Consider the following 18,206-nt stretch of genomic DNA (forward strand, 5'->3'; position numbering starts at 1 on the left):
TGACCTCCGCTGACTCTGCAGGGTTTCTGATCGGGCGCGTGCCCGAACTCGCGGAGCTGTGGGACGCCGTGCAACGGCTGCGTCTCGGCGCTGGCGGCGTGGTCTGGATCGAGGGCGAGCCGGGGATCGGCAAGTCGTCCCTGGTGGCGGCAGCTGCCCACGTTGGCAGAGAGCTGGGCTGCCAGGTGTCCGAGGGTGTCGCGGACCAGCTGGCTCATCCGCCACTGCTGGGCGTGCTACTCGACTGCCTGGAGATCAGGCCGCGCTCGGCGGATCCCCACCGGGCGCGGATCGCGGAGTTCCTGACCGACAGGCGATCCGTCCTCGATCTGGCGGACGCCGGTCACGCCGCGGCGGCCGTGGAAATGGTCGTCGCTCTGGTGGACGAGTTGTGCGCCGCCGGCCCGATGATGCTCCTCGTCGACGACGTGCAGTGGGCCGACGACGCGTCCATCGATGTGTGCCGCCGGCTGGCCTCGGTCGCCGCGTACCTGCCGTTGCTGCTGGTCCTCTCCTACCGTCCCGGCACTCACCGGTCGACCGTGCGGCGGTTGCGCGCCGTCGCACTCCGGCCGGACGTGGTCCGCGTCCCGCTCGGTCCCCTCGCCCCGGAGTCGGTCCGTGATCTGCTCGCCGCACTTGTGGGCGTGCCACCGGGGGGCGGCCTCGTCCGGCTCGCCGCTCAGGCGGTCGGCAATCCACTTTTCCTGCGGGAACTGGTCGAGTCACTGGTTCGCGAAGACCTGCTGGACATCGGCGCGCAGGCCGAGGTGCGCGACTCAGCTGTCGGCGTGGTCCCGAGGTCGCTGGCCGCGGCCCTCGAAGGCAGGCTGAGTTCCGTCCCGGCCGGCACCGTCGAGCTGATGCGGACGGCCGCGCTGCTCGGCGGCGAATTCGCGGTCACCGAACTCGCCGCGCTGCTCGGCCGTCCGGCGATCGACTTCTCCGCCGACCTCCAGGAGGCGGTGACGGCAGGCATCCTGGTCGAGGCCGGTCCTCGGATGCGGTTCCGGCATCCGTTGCTCCGGCAGGCCCTGTACGACGGGGTGCCGGCCGCGTTGCGAGCCGCACTGCACCTGGACGTGGCACGGGCCTTGGAGTCCGCCAGCGTCGAACCGCAGCGTGTCGCTCAGCATCTCCTCGCCTCCGGCGTTGTCGGGGACCGCTGGGCGCGGCGGTGGCTGGCCGAGGCCGGACCGGTGCTGGCCGGTTGGGCGCCGCACCTCGCGGCCGAGTTGCTCCGTCGCGAAGTGGACCACGACCCGGGTGACGAGGACGTACGGGTGGGGCTCTGCATGAACCTGGCGCGGGTCCTCGTCGACGGCGGCGAGCACGAGGAAGCCGCCCAACGGGTGCGGCAGACCCTGGGGTTGGTCGTCGACCCCGACGACCGCGGGCAGCTGCACTGGATGCTCGCCCGCGCGCTGTTCAGTGGCGGGCACAACACCGCGGCGGTGGCCCACCTGCACCGGGCCCTCGCCCGAGCTGACCTACCGGACGCCTGGCGGGCCCGGCTGCTCGCCTCGCTGGCGATGTTCCAGCGGGCGGGCTCCGGGGACCTGGCGGCGGCGGACGCCACCACTCGGGACGCGCTGCGCACGGCAGCCGTGGCCGGAGACGCCTTCGCAACGGCGTACGCGCTGACGGGTCTCTGGGCCAGCCACTCGGTGCGACGGCAGCACCGGCTCGCCCTGCACAGCGCGGAGGGGGCGATCGAGGCGCTGAGCTTCGTCCCCGACCACGTCGATCTGAGGGCGTTCGCCCTGCACGGACGGATCTTCTCGCTCCAGAACCTGAGCCGGTGGACGGACGCGGAGGCGGCGCTGCGTGAAGCCCGGGACTTTCTGCGCACGGCCAACCGCATGGACGACACGACCGCCGGGGTGACCGCCGCCGTCTTGCTGTTCTGGCTGGGGCGGTGGGACGACGCCCTGGCCGAACTCGACGCGGTCGCGCAGGACACCTCGACGTCGACGTACCGTGGGCTGCGCGATGGCGGCCCGGGGCGGCTCTGGCACGGTGTGTCCGCGCTCATCGCCGGCCATCGGGGCGAGCGGGTCAGGGCCGCCGCCCATCTTCGCGCGGGATTCGACCGCCCGGTCGTGACCGTCGCCGATCGGGAAAACCTCGACTTCCTGCTCGTGGCGCGGTCCCTCGCCGCCGAGCAGGACGGCGATCTGCGGATGGCGTTGGATCATTTGGGCGCTCTTCTCGACCGGCGGCCAGGGGAGATGACCCTGACCCACCAGTGGCTGCCCCGGTTCGTCCGACTCGCTCTCGCGGTTGACGACCGGTCAGCGGCGGAGGCCGGGGTACGCGCCTGCCTGGCGGAGGCGGCGGCAGAGCAGGTGCCGGCGCGAGCCGCCGCGTCCGCTGATCGGTGTCGCGGCCTGCGCAGCGGCGACCCGGCGACTATTCGATCCGCCGTGGCGCACTACCGGGCAAGCGGGGTGCCGGTGGAGCTCGCCGGGGCGCTGGAGGATCTCGCTGTGGTCCTGGCCGAGCGGGGCGACACCGCGCAGGCGCGGGTCGCCCTGCACGAGGCGAGCGACCTGTACGGCGGGTTCGGTGCTACCTGGGACATCCGCCGGGCCGAGGCCAGGCTGCGCAGTCGCGGGGTACGGCGGGGTGTACGGGGTACCCGGGCCAACCGTGCCAGGCATGGCTGGGCCGCGCTGACGCCAACCGAACGGAAGGTCGCGATGCTTGTCGCGGAGGGCCGTTCGACGTCGGACATCGCGCAGAGCCTGTTTCTCACCCGCCGGACGACCCAGACGCACATCTCGCGGATCCTGGCGAAACTCGGCCTGCGCAGCCGGGTGGAGATCGCGGGCGCGGCGCTGCGCGAGGGCCTGGCCGGCGTCGTGGACCGCTGACGGGCGCTACCGGACGGTGCCACCCGTCCGGGCCTCGCCGGGCCCGGACGGGTGGCACTCACACTGCCGCTAGCTGGCCGGACCGATGAGCCGCCAGGGTTCCAGGTCCGAGTTGGCCCCGGTGCCGGGCACGTTGCCCTGGGTCCACCACTTTGCCTGCCAGACCTTTCCGGCGTACTTGACGCTGATGTTCTCCACCGACTGGGTCGCCGGGTTGTAGATTTTGCCGGCGTCCCAGGCCGGTGCCGAGCATCCGCCGGTCGCCGGGATCACCTTCGCGGCACCCCGGTTCTGCTCCGGCACCGAGGCGAACGTGGTACCGCCCAGCTTGACTGTGGTGTTCACCGGCCCGGTCGCCGGGATGTAGTAGATGATCGGCACGTCCAGGCTCTGCCCGGCCGGGATGATCTGGCAGTAGTCCAGGGTGAGGCTGACCCGGTGGAAGGCGCCGGAGAGCCCGGTGCCGCCATTCGGGCCGGTGTGCCCGGCCTGCACCTTCCACCGGCCGCCCTGGGCGCCGGTCTGCCAGTTGCCGTCCTTGATCAGCGGGGGTGTCGAGGTCGGCAGGTCGAAGGAGATGACGTTGTCCCTGCCGCCACCGATGGTCACACCGGTGTTGTTGCTGATCCGGACGGTCGGGGTCAGCGGCCACATATTCGCCGTTTCGGTGGGGTAGCGGATCAGGTCGACTGTCACGTCGAGGGCCAGTGCCGGACGCTGCACCGAACTGCCGGCGCCGCGGCTGTCGCCGTATGCGGCGGCGCCCTGGAGCCGCTCGTGCAGCCGGTTGGTCAGGGTGTGGCCCATCACGCAGGGGTTGTCGGTGGTCGCCTCGGCCGGGCACTCGTAGTCGCCGGAGAGTTCCCACATCATCACGCCACCCGCGCCCTTGCGGTTGACGTAGTCGACGACCTGGTCCAGACCCTCGGTGTCCTGGATGGAGAGGTAGGTCTTCTTCTCCGGGTTCCACAGCCACGCGGTACGGGTCGTCGCGTCCCAGTACCGGTCGTACGTGCCGGTGCGCCTGTCGCTCGGGTCGCTGTCCGGCGTGAGGCCGACCGCCTTCGCGTAGCGGGGGGTGAGGTCGCGTTCCAGGTTCTTGGCGTGCCACATCGGGTTGACCCCCGCACCGACCTCCCGACCGTTGGCATCGACGTCGTGCCAGATGTTGTCGATGCCGACCGCGCCGTCGCCGCACGGACGGACCAGGCCGGTACCCGGCTGACAGTTGCTGCCGACGGATCTGCCCCACAATCCGTTGCTGCCACCGGTGACGTTGCGCCACCCCCGGGTGTAGTACGGGATGCCGATGTTGATCCGCCCGGCCTGCATCGCGCCGCGCAGGTGGTGGAAGGCCCAGTCGGTGTTGAAGTAACCGATCTTCTGACATTCCGGCGTGGAGTACAGGTCGCTCAGCTCCGGGTCCTTGCCGTCGTCGTGCAGTGCCGCGTTCGGACCGACCACGTCGTTCCAGGAGCCGTGGTAGTCGTACGCCATCAGGTTGGTGTAGTCCTGGTAGCGCAACGCCTTCTGGTTCTCCATGCCCCGGACCAGATAGCCGGAGGCCGACGTGGCGGAGGTGAGCAGGTGGTAGCGACCATTGGTGGCAGACGCCCGGTCCAACTTCTCCCGCAGCGTCTTCATCAGGGCCGTGTACGAGGCGGGCAGTCCCTTGCGACGGGACCGGGCATCGTTCCAGTCGTTCGGGTTGCCGGTGTCGTCCAGCGCGGTCGGGTACTCGAAGTCGATGTCGACTCCGTCGAAGCCGTACCGGCCGAGGAAGTCGACGACCGAGTCGGAGAAGGTGTTGATTCCGGCCTGGTTGGTCGTACCGTCGGCGTTGGTGGTCATGCCGTAGAAGCCCCTGCTCTCCGCCCAGCCGCCCACCGAGATCAGCGTCTTCACCCGGGGATGTAGACGCTTGTAGGTGGTCAACAGGTTGAAGTGCCCCCGGTACGGCAGGCTCTGGTCCATCTCGGTGCCGGGAACGTTCCAGGTCATGCCGGTTGCCGGGTTGTTCGGGCCATCCGCGCCGACCGAGATCCGGTTGTTCTCGACCCGGGCGAAGGCGTAGTTGATGTGGGTGAGCTTGGACCACGGCATGTTCTTGACCAGGTAGGAGGGCTTGCCGTCGGCTCCGGTACGGCTGCCGTTGAAGTAGCCGATCACCCGACGGCTCCGGCCCTGGCCGAGCCACTCCCGGCCGTCGCCCTGGTAGACGCGGCAGTAGGGGGTGGCGGTACCGGCGGTCGGAATCATGCCGTCCGGGCGGCACTGCGCGTGGTCGGTCGGCACCACCGGGCGGGTGCCGCCGTTGTCCCCGCCCGGATGCGCCTCCATCGGGTCGCCGGCGCCGCCGTTGCGGCTGCCACCAGCCCGGCCGGCGGGGTTGCGAGCGACGATCTCGTCGATCAACTTTCCGCCCGGGAAGTCCATCATCACGATGCCGAGCCGGTCCATGGTCTCTCGTCCGCCGAAGTTGCCCGCCCGGTTCGGATAGAACTCCGGGCACCTGTCGTTGCTGCCCCGCAGGCACTGGATGAGGAACTCGTTGACCCCGGTCGCCCCCGAGGTGCCGCCGGCGACCGTGTACGGATTGGTGAGGCCCCCCGTACCGCTGGTGAAGTTCATGTACAGGGCGCCCGGCTCGTGATTGTGTCGGGTCTGTTCGCCACGGTTGGCGTCCCACACCCCGTTGGTCTTGCGCAACTGCGTTCGGACCCTCTCCCACTTGTCGTCGATGTCGCTGATCTGGGGGACGCTGTAGTCGTCCTGCACGTAGCCGTCGTAGGAGCCGCCAGCGGGGTAGAGCTGCCCGATCCCGTAACCCCCGTAGATACCTCCGGCCGGTCCACGGAACCCGAGCAGGACGATCTTTCCGCGGACGGCGCCGAGGGTCGGCGTGGTCGTCTGCTCGACACCGTCGACCGAGTCGCTCCAGAACAGGCTGTCCCATGCCTTACCCTGTCTCGTCTCGTCGCCGTTGCCGGTGTGGTAGCGCCCGGTCAGGTACGAGTCGAACACCTTCCGCCGCCATTCGGTGCTGTCGTAGCCCTGCGCGTCGGCGCAACTCGCTCCGCTGCCCAGGCACTCGGCCTTGAGGTTCAGCAGCACCGTCTCGGTCGGGTTGGCCCGCAGGAAGGTTTCGATCTTGGTGAGCACGTCGGTGAAGTTGGCCCACTGGTAGTAGACCCCGTGGTGGACGGTGAACGTCAGCCCCGCGTCCCCTTGGTCCACCCGGACTCGGATGTCGATCGACCGGATACCAGCATCCAGCTGGGTGGCCAGGGTCTCGGCGCTGTACCCGAGGCGTTCCTGCGTCTGGGTGAGGCCTGTCGAGATGTACTCGCAGTCGCTGCCGTTCTGGCTCGCCGAGTAACCGCAGAGGGCGAGAGTGTCGTGGGTGCCGGGAATCGACAGGTCGGCGAGGCTGGCGTCGTCCGACACCCGTGACATCCAGTCCCGGTTGGCCTCGGCGGCGGATCCGATGCTGCTGTAGTGGTCGTTGGCGAAGGCCGGCGTGACCGGACCGGCCACAGCTGCCGCGGTCGTTGCGACCAGGGTCATGACGAGCAGGGCGATCCCTGCCCTCGGCTGTCGGGAGCGCCATGGCCACCGGAGAATCGGCTTCTTCGCCGGACCCGGTGGGGCGGATGCTGAGTGTGTCGTCGGCATGGCAGACCTCCGGCAGGCGTAGTCGCGCGTGCGAACACGCATCGATGGAACTGCCTGCAGTCTTGGTGCCGCGCCGCGTCGAGACATCTGTCAGATGACGACGATCTACGCTGATGACGACGGGGGGTCCCGCGGGGCCTATGCAGGGTGTAGGAGGAAGTCGGTCACGAAGCAGGCGATATCTCACCGAGGAGCAGGGGTGGCGCCGGACCGCCTCCGACCGGCGGTGCGGGAGTCGTCACCGGCGCCGATCCGCTCGGTCCGAGTATCCCGTGGGCAGGCTGTCAGGTTTCTGCGGGATCCGCGGCCGCGTCCCTGGTTGTGAACTGGAGCAAGAAATCTGGGACGCCGACCTCCTCCGTTACTTCAGACGTGGGCACCCCACGGCCGGCGGCGACCACGTTTCCCCATTCGGAGGGCACGAATGTCTTCCCAGCTGCGATGAAGGTCTTTACCTGCTCAACCTCCTCAGTCGGCAATCGTAGGTAGGTGTAGATTTCGTCACCGGCAGTGTTGCGGCCCATGATGAGCAACAGCGCGACACCCTCTTGGGCGGCGCGCGCGGCCCGCTGCGTCCCGGCCAGCCGGACCAACTCCTGGATAGAGACACCCGACATCGCGGCGCTGTCGAGCAGGGCATTGATCGGCCGCAGAGTCTCGGCGAAGATCTCGATCCCTTCCGCCGTCGCGAGGTGCCTCAGCTGGTGACGCAGAGCGTCCCGCGCTGGCACGCCGGTTGGTAGCAAGAGCGCCACCGTTTCTCCTCGGCCGCCCCTCACCGGCAAGGAGACGGTCGCGGACGGATCGGACACCGGATGCGCGTTCGCCGTCGCGCCCGGATCGAGCCGCTCCGCCGCACGGCGACACGCCTCAGCGAGCGACCCCAGCGATCCGATCCGGCCGTTGTACTCACGTAAGAGGTGCCGGCCGGCATCGGGGCGATCGATGGCGTACTGCACCGCGGCCAAGGCATCGCGCTGCTGCCCCGGCGCGAGCACCCCCTGCGCGGCCAGCGACGTGAGCACCTCGACGGCGAGGTACGCCTTGGTATGCAGCGGATCGGCCGTCGCGCGGACGAGCTCAGCCAAACCCGCCGGCGTCACCTGGTCTACCCACGGCAACGCGCTGAGCACCCGTTCGTTCACCGCATCGGTGTCACGCGCCAGGCCGAGCAGCGTTCTCATGCAGTGTTCGTTGCCGTCACCGAGGATCACCAGCAACGCGCCCGCGACCGCCCGTGTCAACCAACTCCACTCCTGATCGAGGAGGGCAACGAGCCGGCCGGGAAGGTCTCTCGTCTCGCGGCTCAACGCTTCCCGCAGAGCAGCCGGCTGTTCCAGCCCGACGCCGTACATCACCGCCAGGCCTTCGAATGTCCGCACCGGCGAGGTGGACATGACGCCGAGACGTGCGTCGATCCAGTCCAGGCCCGCGCCGATGAGGGACCCGAGCAGCGTGCCCCCTGGCACGTCACGGCCCGCAGTCGCTTCGGCGATCACGAATCGTGCCGCTCGACGCACATCGTGTTCCCATCTGTCACCGACGATGAATTCGTCGATGGCGGTGATGAGGGCGTGTAGCACGACCTTCGGGCGCAGCGTGGGATCGGCCTCCACCGCGATGCCCGCTCGCACCAGGGCCGTCGTCGCGGCAACTGCCAGTTCGTCGTCGAGGTCCGCGGCGAGAGACCGCAGTGCGCTCACCGCGTCGGCGACGTCGACCGTCGACGCGTCCGCGGCCATCCGCCCCAGCAGGTGTCCGAGCGCGTCACATCCGGCGATGGCGAGGTCGTCCTCGTAGATCGCCTCGCCCAACAGGGTCTCCACCGCTGGTCGCCCGAGCGGTGCGATCAGGCCCAGTAGTCGTAGCGCCTCACCGGCGACGTCGTCGCCACCTGTGCGCACGATGTGCCGGGCCAGTTCCGTGAGGGGATACAGCTGAGAGCTGTCGAGGCCGAAGCGGTCGGGCGTCCAGGCGATCGCCTGAAGCGCCCTGAGAAGGGCCATCTGGCCGGCGTTGCTCAGGCCGGCACACAGCGTTGGCAGGTTGTCGAGCACGGGGACGGCGACGTGCCCGAGGCTCCGCAGGAAGATGGTGCACGCTTCCTCGTCGGCTTCGAGCTCCTTCAGCACGGCGCGGAGGATGTCCGGGCTGTCGTGCAGGATGTCACGCACCGCCCAGTTCAGGTCGGCGTGCAGATGCCGGTGGCTGAGCCGGACGTCCACCAGGAGGCGGATCAGTCCGGCGATGGTGTTCGCACCCAGCCTGCTTGCTCGCAGCCGTGGCGGGCCGGGCATGCCGAGGTTCACGCTGGCGATCGCCGTGCGGGTCCGCAGGCGTACCCGATCGTCGGGGTCGCCCAGCAGCGCCGGGAGCCGGTCGACTCCACGCAGGTCCAGGTGCCCGGTTTCCATCAGCACGAGCGTCGCCAGGCGGGCGAACCGCTCGTCGGGATGGTGCTGCCAGGACAGCAGCAGAGGGTGGGTATCGGCGGCCGTCGCCATCGTCAGCAGGTCACCTGCGTCGTCTGCGAGGCCGGCATGGAGTAGAGCGGACAGACCGGTCAGGGCCGTCTCGTCGAGCCGCAGCGGCGCCACTTCCCGGCTGGCCCGCACCCGCAAGGCCGCGATAGCCGAGGCGCGGCTGGCCGCGTCGCGGAGCGCCGCCCAGCATGCCGTCTCGGTCCTGAACCGGGCGGCGGTGTCGTTGAGGGCGGCCAGTCCTCGCCCGCAGAACGCGGCGGTAGTCAAAGCTGACCATGCCGCTACGTGGCCAGTGTCCGCGGAGACCGGTTCGTAGCTGGCCAGGACCGCTGCGGTGTCCGCTCGGACGATGGCTTGGTCGCGCTGGGGCAGTTCGCTCGTGTGCCGGTCGATGAGCGCACGCAGGCCATCTCTGCGTGCGGTGGGCAGGGCACTCAGCACGCGCGTACGCTGCGCGACCGGCACGAACAACAGCCGCTCGAGGGCTTGTTCGAGGAGGTCCTCGGCGTTGGGGAACAGCCCGGAGCCAGCCAAGCGCACGTACCCACAGGCTCCGGCGAGCGGTTCGGTCGCGGCACCGGCGGTCTCGACGGCGAGGGCGAGCAGTTCGGGCCTGGGCTCGACGACGCGCAGCCGGACGGCCAGCTCGACCGACCGCAGTCGCTGGTGCGGGTCGGTGATCCTGGCCAGCGCCCCCGCCAGGCGTCGGACGCTCCAGCGTCGGCCGAGGATGGCGGCGTGCCGGATGCCGCCCCGCAGGTTCGGGTATGCCTGTTCGCTCCCGGTCAGTCCGGGTAGTCCGGTGGGGTCCGCCAGCCAACGCGTGGCCATGGTGTCCGGTGCGAGGGCCTGCGCCTGCCCGCTCGGCACCGATCCGCGGTGGGCGGTGATCAGCCGGACCATCGTGCGCTTGGCCGCCGTCCGGTGTAACGCCGCTGCCTCGTGGGCCAGGCAGAGCGCCTCGACCACATGACCGGCCGCGACGATCTGGCTGGTTAGCCGGTCCAGGAACCAGCAGCGTAGAAAACCCCAGCGTGCGTTCAGCCCGGCCAGCACGGTGAGCGCCTCGGCAAGGTCGCCGCCCGGTGGGCACGGTCGATCCAGGCACCAGTCATCGGTGGTCGCCCAGCGCGCCGACTCGCTGCCCGCCACGTCGGCCAGTACCCTCACCAGGCCGCCAGGCGTGTCGGCGATGTTCCGGCCGACGACGTCCAGCCACACCGCAAGGTTGCGCTCCTTGTCGTCGTCGTCGCCGCACACCGCAATCACCAGATCTTCGGCGAGGTGATGGTGGTCGTCGACCATGCCGGTACGGCTTGGTGGTCTCCCGACCGTCCACCATGCCCGGACCACGTCGGCGTAGGCATCGGCAGGGACGCGCCCGTCGACGGCGAGTGCGCCCGCGGCTGAGCGCGGGGCCAACGCCGCGAGGACGTCCCGGAACAGCATCTCGGTGCGGCCCAGGCGCCAGCGGGCCCGGAGCCGGACAGCCTTGTCGCTCGCGTCCTGCACGGAGATGACCGAGGCAATGACCGAGGCGGGGGAATCACCGGTGTCCAGCACCAGCAGCGCGGCCAACGCGTCGCCGCGAGCGTCCGGGCCGCCCCGGACATCGCCGGCGATCTCGGTTAGCCGGCGGGCCAGTTCCCCGCTCGGCACGCTGTCACGCAGCCACGCCAACACCTGCGCGGTCAATGGCGTGTCGACAGCGATCCGGTCCGATTGCAACACGGCAGCCTGCGCCACCGCCATGTCGAGCGCCGGCCTGATCACCGTGTCCAGCAGCACCGCAGCCCGGCGCCGTTCGGCCGGCGTGCTGCCCGGCGCGTCGAGGACCGCCTGTGCCTGCCGACGCCGTTGGAGCCACCGACCGGTGCCGAGGTAGGCCGTCCCCCCGTAGAGACAGCTGAAGACGCGGGTCCAGCCGATGTCGGCATGGATGCGGTCCAGTAGCCGTTTGTCATTCAGCGCCGCGCGCATCAGGTGCGGTACCGCCAGGTCGGCCGCGCCGCGCATCCTCGGACGGCGTGAGCCGGTGGTCACCCTGCCCGCTGGTACCTGATCCCATAGGGCGTTGAGCAACGCATGCTGGGGCTCGGTCAGCTCGGACAGCACCCGCTCGGCCTCGACTGGGCGGCCGGCCGCTAGCCGCCGCTGCTGCACCGCGAGCAGGGATCGCGTCACCTGCCAGTCATGCTCCGGGCCGTCACGGTACTGAGCTTCGTACAGCGCCCCGGCCGTCCTTCTGTCGTCCAGCCGCAGCAGGTCGATCAGGCGAGCGGCTGCAGCCGCGGCGGGCGCTGACTCACCGCGAACGTGCGCGCACAGCGCATCACGCGCGACCCGCACCGGCGACTGGCCCCGGACACCACCGTTCCACCGCACGATCGGTTCCAGCAGGGTGGGGCGATGATGTGACCCGCCGTCCGCCGTGTCGACGTGGTCCGACTCGACTTCGACCGCCACCCGCACCAGGGACCGCACATGCTGAGGGCTGAGGCCAACGAGGTCAGCCAGGCTCCGACTGATCATTTCGGCCGCCGCGCGGCGCGCCGGTCCGCTGAGAAGTCGGCCGATGACGTCGTCGAACAGGGGGGTGGAGATGCGGCCGAGCCGGCCTAGGGCCAACCGGACGGCCTCCAGCCAGCGGGTGTCGCCGAGATGTTCGACGAGCCTCTCGGTAACGACCTCCGCCTCCACCGCATCGATGAGCCGACAGCCGGCGAAAAACTCCTGCACGGTCATGTGGCGGAATCCGTAGAGCCCCTGGCCTCGGTCCACCAGCAGATCAAGGCCGGTGATCGCCAACTCGGCCCGCGCGGCGTCCGCCGGAAGCGGTTCGCCGACCATGGTGAAGGCGGTGGCGATCGTCCGGGACAGCGTGTCCCGATCGATGAGGCCGCTTCGCGAAACGCTGTGCATCTGATAGGCGACAGCAGCCTGCAGCCGGGTGAGGGTGGCGGCCGGGATCTGTGGCACCCGAAGCCCGCCCCGCTCGATGGCGTTGTCGACCATGGTGGCGTAGAGGTCGCCGCGTAGCCAGGAGTAGTCGCCGCCGTTCAACCGCGCCGTTCCGGACACAACCGCCGAGAGCAGAGCGACAAGGAGGTACGGATTGGCCGCTAGATCCCGCAGCCCGGCGCCGCCGGAGTCGAGCACACGGTAGACCTCGGAGCGCATCGACTCCTGGGATTCCGGCGGTCGTCCGGTCGTATCGCCGTAACCGGTGAGCCAGTAGTTCACGACGTCCCGCACGCCGCCGTCATCGAGGCGCCCGATGAGGAGCTGCTGAAAGCGCTCGCCCAGTGGAGACCCGTAGTAGCCGGCGATCCGGCTAGTGATGATCGCCTGGTTGCCCGGGGCCCTGCTCGGATTGTCGAGCCGGGCTCCACCGGCGGCGGCGAAGCCATCCAGCATCGCGGTTAGCAGCCGGCGGTCGGCGAGTGTGGGCACCTCGTCCAGACCGTCAACCACCAGCAACAGGCGGCGCTGCCGCAGCGCGGTCCGGGCCAGGCGACCAAGCCCCTGCGCGGACAGGCGGTCGCCGCTGAGCGGGTCGGCGGGCTGCTCGCCGGTCCAGCCGAGGCGGATGGCGAGCGTCGCCAGCCCTTCGACCGACTCTTCCGTTCCACCGAGCGCCGCAGCGAGATCGGCGGCGCGGCACAGAACCGGCAGGCGCCCCAGGCCGTGTTCGCCGGTGCCACTATCCAGGAGGCGGATGGCCGCGTCATGGGCGATGCGCCGCACCATGCTGCTCTTGCCGCTGCCCGGATCGCCCAGCACGACGCAGCGCCATTCGGTGTCGACGACGTGGCTCGGGGAGAGGCCCGCGCGGGCGGTGAACGCGGCCCGTTCCAGGGGGCCGGCCGGCGCCAGGTAGGTCGGCAACGGGTGATCGGCGAGTACGGCGAACTCGGCTTGCTCGGCATTGCGGACGTGGATCAGGCGACGCTCGGCCCGGGATCGAAGATGATCAACTTCGGTCACGCGAGCGGGAGCCGTGGAGCCGTCTCGTATGAGCAGCCCGGGAGGTGGACAGGAGACGATCGGCCTGGTGACCGGCTGACCAGCGATCACGCTGTCCATGCTTCGGTGTGTGTGGGCGACCCATCGTAGGTAGGCGTCACGCAGGGGCGTTAACGCCGCTTCGTCCTCGGTCGGTCGGTCCCGCAGCAGAACGGGCTCGCAACGCGGTGTCAGACGCACGACGCGGGCCAGTCGTCGAGCGGTGTCGCCATCCTCGCCTTCGACAACCACAACCGGCACACTGGAGAGCCGGGGATCGAGATGGTGCACCGGGCTGCCTGGCCGTGCCACCACCACCGTCCCCTCGCCGTCGGGATGGTTGTCCAGCCAGTAGGCGACCTGGTCCCGCATCTGGCGGTCCCGGGCAGCGTCCGGGCCGTGCGCGACCACGATCAGCAGCGCCGCCCTGTCCAGGGCAGCGTAGGTGGACCCCCAGTCCTCCGGCAGCGGCGGTGGCCCGGTGTTGTACGACAGGTGCAGCGCAAGCGAATCGAGGGCGGGCAGCAGCCAGGACTCCATCCACTCTCGCGCTGTGTCAAGGCAACTGACGAAGGCCCTGGCGCTCGGTTGGTCAGGCGCCGCAGTCATCGAGACGGTGAGACGCTCGATGACTCCGGTGTTCGCGATGTTCGTGCCACCGGAGTTCGCCTGTGTCGCGTCACCCTGTTGGAACAACGGTGATTCGCGGATCAGGGCGCCGACGGCTTCTCTGGCTGACGAGGTGAGCCTGTCGGCGCCGTCCTGATCGTCCGGGTGCGGGGTCACTGGTTCAGTGATACCTCCTGCCGGATAGACGGACATCCAACGCCTGACCCAACTTCGCTGGACGAAAGGCGCGGGCATGCCGCCACTGGGCACGGCATCATGGACGTGTGCACAGGAGATGGGTCTTCGTTCTCTGGGCCGTCGCGGCCGTGGCGTCGGCTGCGGTCTCGGTGCTTTTCCTGATCGGCGAAGGGCTCGAGCGAGCGAGCTGGTGGGCCGGAATAGGCAGCCTCACCGTCGCGGTGACGGCCGTGGTCGTGTCCGTGATCCGCTGGCGGACGAACCGGTCAGCTCCTGCCTCCGGTGACCAGCAGGCGACCCAGCCCGGCCCGGCAGGGCGTGAAGAGGGGCGGCCAGCGATACGGCAGGACAATTCCGGGGGCATAAACATCGCAAACACCGGCCGGATCGGCGATATCGACATCGGAGCTGAGCCGAAGTGACCAGGGCGTCCACAACGTACTTCATGATCCCGTGCAGATTCGGAACGACGACGGTGCCGGTCCCACTCCACATCGGCGAGCCCTCGCCGGGTGCGCATCCTCTGGAGCAGCAGGCCGACTGGCTGCAGCGGACCCAGAACGGGTCGATTCCCCTGGAAGTGATGGACTCGTTCGCGAAGTTGTTGAGCATCGCCAACGAAAATGATGTCTCCTTCAGGGAGCTCTGCGCCTACGCCATGGACATGGCCCTCGCCGACGTTGATGACAGTCCGGTTGCACCCGCCCCAATGGACGGATCATCTGATACCTAGGCGACGTCCGCCTCGTTCGCCTGGTTCGGTGGATCTATCCCAAGGCGCAGTTCCGGAGGCGGCACTGTTAGGCCACCGCGGTCCAAGGGTTCGCCGGGGCACGTAGAACGGGCAGGTCAGGACCTTGTCCTGACGGCCCTTCCTGGCTCCCCCGGGTGCATTCCACTCTCGTGTTCGCGGTAGTAGTCAGCGGAACATGGGTGGCGAAGACGGGCGTCCGGCGTAGCAGCCGGTGCAGGTGTCGCTGATATCCGCCGAGACGGTGCCGCCGAGATGACCGGGCGAGCGGCGCTCCCGCTTGGTCGCAGTGGAGACGAAGGTCAACGAGGGGCGATCAGTGGTGCAAAATCGGCGCGAGTGAGGGGCTGGTCGGACAGTGAACCGTCCGCGCGAGGCACCCTGAGGGGTCGGCCATCACGGGAGAACGTGACAGTGGTGACCTCGTCGCGGCTGGTGAGGGTGCAAACGATTTGCCCGAAGGCAAGGACCTCGTCGCTGCGGCCGGCGTCATCGCCGGGTTCGTCGACCCCAACGCGGGCCTGGGTGCCGGTCACTGTGACACCGGCGGCGTTGACCGCTCCCGGCAGCGCGCTGGTCGAGTCGGTAGCGCGTTCGGCGGCGGTGGGCCCGGCCAGCAGATGCCGCAGTTGGTCCTCGATCGTTGGTGGCCGCTCGACGCGCCGGACGAAAGAGATGATGCGGTTGTCGCGGACGAAGCAGAGCGTTTCGGCGGCAGGGCCGACTGGTGCGCTGGTGTCGGCGGGCGCAGAGCTCTGGAATGGTCCTTGCGGTGCCTGTACTACACGGGGGGCATCATCGGTGGGAATGCTGCAGCTGGTCAGCAGCGCGGCAAGCACCAGTACGACGAGATAACGACGGTTCATGGCAGGCTCTCCGGCAGGGTGACACGGAAGCAGGCGCCACCACCGGGTCGGTCACCGACGCTGACGTGTCCGGCGTGTGCTGCTGCATGCTGTGCGACCAGCGCGAGTCCGAGCCCTGTGCCGTCGCCGGTGCCGCGGGTGTGAGCTGCTCGTCCGCGGACGAAACGGTCGAATATCGCGGCGCGGTCCTCGACGGGCACACCGGGCCCGTCGTCCTCGACTTCGACGGTGCCGGCGCTACCGTCGCGGCCCAGCCGGACGCCTGCGGGGCCGCCTCCGTAGGTCACCGCGTTGTCGAGCAGGTTCGCCAGGATCTGTGCGACACGGCGCCGCTCGACCAGCCAGGTCGCCGGCACGTCGGGTGCGAGATGAACGAGCGTCGTGGGCAGGTCGAGGGCCCGGCAGGCCTCACGGGCCAGCGACACGACGTCCACGGGGCCCCGGTGGGCGGGCTGGTCACTGCGGGCCAGGTCGATCAGGTCATTGACGAGCCGCTGGAAACGGTCGATCTCGTCGGCGACGAGCCCGGCCGCGATGGCGGTTCGTTCGTCCTGGTGTTCCCGACGGCGGGCCAGGACGCTGGCCGCTGCGGCGAGGGTCTGCAGTGGTGAGCGCAGCTCGTGGCTGACGTCGGCGGCGAAGCGGCGGTCACGCTCGATGCGGTGGGCCAACTGGTCGACCATCTGGTTGAACGAGGAGGAGAGGCGGGTCAGGTCGGGGTCGGTGGCCGGGTCGAGGCGGGCGGTGAAGTCACCGGCGGCGATCTTCTCGGCCGCGTCGGCGACCGCCGTCAGCGGGCGCAGCCCGTGCCGGGTGGCATACCAGCCGAGCGCCGCGCCGGACCCGGCGACCATGATCGCGACAGTGGTCAGCGCGAGCGCCAAGACCTGGAACGTCTGTTCCAGCTCCCGGAGCGAGTTGACCTCGAAGTACGTCGCCGACGTGGACAGGGGCACCCCGACGACCAGGACGGATTGGCCGTCGACGCGTACCCGCTGCACCGCGGGCTCGCCGGCCGCGACGACCCGACGCAGCTCAACGGGGATGGCAGAGGTGGTGCTGGGGTCGGCGGTACGCGCATACCACTCGCCGTCCAGGTGCAGGACCGGCCGCCGACTCCCGCCCGTGTCCAGCGAACGAAGCACCTCCACCACATCGGGGGTGTCGGTGTCGAGGCCGGCACGGACGACGGTAGCGTCGAAGTAGGCCGCGCGCAGGGCGGTGCGTTCCCGTTCGTCGAGCAGGGACCGGCGGGTCAACTGGTAGGAGACCAGGGCCATCGACGCGGCGAGCAGGAGCGCGCCGACGGCGAACGCGGCGGTCACCCGGGTACGCAGTCCGAGGCGTCTCATCGTTGCAGCTTGTAGCCCAGGCCCCGCAGGGTGACCAGGTGCCGGGGGTTCGCCGGGTCCGCCTCGATCTTCTGCCGCAGCCGGCCGACATGCACGTCGACCAGCCGTTCGTCGCCGCTGTCGTACCCCCAGACCCGTTCGAGCAGTTGCTGGCGGGACAGCACCCGGCCGGCGTGTTCGGCCAGCTCGCACAGCAGCCGGAACTCGGTGCGAGTGACCGGAACGGGTTGTCCGGCTCGACGAACCTCTCCCCCGTCCGGGCTGATCTCCAGCTCGCCGACCACGAGCACGAGCACCGGCTTCGGCGCGTGCCCCGCGGCGCCGCTACGGGCCCGGCGGCGCAGGGCGCGCAGCCGCGCGGTCAGCTCCTTGATCGCCACCGGCTTGACGACGTAGTCGTCGGCACCGGCCTCCAGGGCGGCGACGATGTCGTGGGTGTCGTCGCGGGCGCTGACCACCACGATCGGCACGTCGTCGTCACGGCGCAGCTGCCGGATGCATTCGAAGCCGTCGAGACCGGGCAGCATCAGGTCGACCAGCACGTAGTCGGCGGGGTCGCGGCGCTGCACGCGCAGGCCCTCCTCGGCCGTGGCCGCGCCCACCGCGTCGTAGCCCTCGTCCTCCAGTGCGAGCAACAACGCCAGACGGATGCGGTCGTCGTCCTCGATCACCAGTACGGCCGTCATACCCGGCATCATCCCCAGACGACCGGCTCGCAGGCCAACCGTGACGGCCGGTTGGATGATTTGTCATGGAACTGTCACAGATCCGCGTGGTGGCCGCCAAACCCGCCCGGCAGGGTGACAGGCGACCGGATCCGCGAGGGAGAGGGGTGTGCCTGTGACCGGGCCCCTGGCAACTACGCCATGCACGCTGCCGCTGGTCGAGGTGCACGTCACCGAGTTCGACCTTTCCTGCCTGCCGGCGACCGGAGCCGTGTTCGACCGCCTGCTCGCCCTGCACCCCGCACAGGTGGTGGTCGACCTGTCCGGGTGCCGGCACATCGACGCCGCTGCCATCGGCCTGCTGCTCGATGTGCACCGGCGGTTGGCCCGTGCCGACGGGGTCCTCACCGTCCGCGATCCGAACCCGCGCATCCGGCGCATCCTGCACGCCGCCCGCCTGGACCAGATCCTGCCGGTCGTCGACACTGCCCCATCGTCGCCGCCCGGCACCCCGCCGGGCGGGCAGGCACCCACCCGCACCCAGCCGACGCTTGTCGCTCATGGTCGCGCCTCGGTAGAAGTCGCCCACTGACGACCGCCCAGCGGGCTCCCCTGCTTCGGGCGCAACGGCTATCAGCGCCGGAACGTCACGCTCAAGAGCCGGGCCTCCGCACCAAGCTCTGCACGATCGCCGTGTCCCACCCCATCGGTGGGCATGGCCCCAGA

Annotated in this window: 9 protein-coding genes; 4 read left to right on the forward strand and 5 right to left on the reverse strand. The window is 69.9% G+C overall.

Annotated features, from left to right (window positions below; translation table 11 throughout):
- The first annotated feature begins 38 nt into the window (after nt 1–38).
- The gene (locus tag AB0C25_RS05695) at nt 39–2,876 is read left to right on the forward strand and encodes an AAA family ATPase (protein ID WP_357370009.1); all 2,838 of its coding nucleotides are present in this window, start codon (nt 39–41) and stop codon (nt 2,874–2,876) included.
- Nucleotides 2,877–2,945: 69 nt separating this feature from the next.
- On the opposite strand, the gene AB0C25_RS05700 is transcribed toward AB0C25_RS05695, so the two are convergent.
- Together AB0C25_RS05700 and AB0C25_RS05705 are read right to left on the reverse strand one after the other, a co-directional pair.
- Nucleotides 2,946–6,443, reverse strand: coding sequence for a phosphatidylinositol-specific phospholipase C domain-containing protein (locus AB0C25_RS05700; protein WP_357370011.1), 3,498 nt, complete (start codon nt 6,441–6,443; stop codon nt 2,946–2,948).
- A gap of 392 nt (nt 6,444–6,835) precedes the next feature.
- Nucleotides 6,836–13,825, reverse strand: coding sequence for a hypothetical protein (locus AB0C25_RS05705; protein WP_357370012.1), 6,990 nt, complete (start codon nt 13,823–13,825; stop codon nt 6,836–6,838).
- A gap of 107 nt (nt 13,826–13,932) precedes the next feature.
- On the opposite strand from AB0C25_RS05705, the gene AB0C25_RS05710 reads away from it, so the two are divergent.
- Together AB0C25_RS05710 and AB0C25_RS05715 are read left to right on the forward strand one after the other, a co-directional pair.
- Nucleotides 13,933–14,268, forward strand: coding sequence for a hypothetical protein (locus AB0C25_RS05710; RefSeq protein WP_357370013.1), 336 nt, complete (start codon nt 13,933–13,935; stop codon nt 14,266–14,268).
- Nucleotides 14,265–14,579, forward strand: a complete 315-nt coding sequence (locus AB0C25_RS05715; protein WP_357370015.1) for a DUF2610 domain-containing protein — start codon at nt 14,265–14,267, stop codon at nt 14,577–14,579. The genes AB0C25_RS05710 and AB0C25_RS05715 overlap by 4 nt, the downstream gene beginning before the upstream one ends.
- Nucleotides 14,580–14,899: 320 nt before the next feature.
- On the opposite strand, the gene AB0C25_RS05720 is transcribed toward AB0C25_RS05715, so the two are convergent.
- The 3 genes from AB0C25_RS05720 to AB0C25_RS05730 are packed head-to-tail and all read right to left on the reverse strand — an operon-like array spanning nt 14,900 to nt 17,501.
- Nucleotides 14,900–15,463 carry a GerMN domain-containing protein gene (locus tag AB0C25_RS05720; protein ID WP_357370017.1) on the reverse strand — a complete coding sequence of 188 codons (564 nt, stop codon included), beginning with the start codon at nt 15,461–15,463 and terminating at the stop codon, nt 14,900–14,902.
- Complete coding sequence (locus AB0C25_RS05725; protein ID WP_357370019.1) at nt 15,460–16,815, reverse strand: ATP-binding protein; 1,356 nt, start codon at nt 16,813–16,815, stop codon at nt 15,460–15,462. Before AB0C25_RS05725 ends, AB0C25_RS05720 begins: the two co-directional genes overlap by 4 nt.
- A complete protein-coding gene (locus AB0C25_RS05730) occupies nt 16,812–17,501 on the reverse strand; it encodes a response regulator transcription factor (RefSeq protein ID WP_357370021.1) in 690 nt (229 codons plus the stop codon). The genes AB0C25_RS05725 and AB0C25_RS05730 overlap by 4 nt, the downstream gene beginning before the upstream one ends.
- A 154-nt stretch (nt 17,502–17,655) precedes the next feature.
- On the opposite strand from AB0C25_RS05730, the gene AB0C25_RS05735 reads away from it, so the two are divergent.
- Nucleotides 17,656–18,072 carry an STAS domain-containing protein gene (locus AB0C25_RS05735; RefSeq protein WP_357370023.1) on the forward strand — a complete coding sequence of 139 codons (417 nt, stop codon included), beginning with the start codon at nt 17,656–17,658 and terminating at the stop codon, nt 18,070–18,072.
- The last annotated feature ends 134 nt before the right edge of the window (nt 18,073–18,206 follow it).

This window comes from Micromonospora sp. NPDC048839 (genome assembly GCF_040649915.1).
Taxonomy (GTDB): domain Bacteria; phylum Actinomycetota; class Actinomycetes; order Mycobacteriales; family Micromonosporaceae; genus Micromonospora.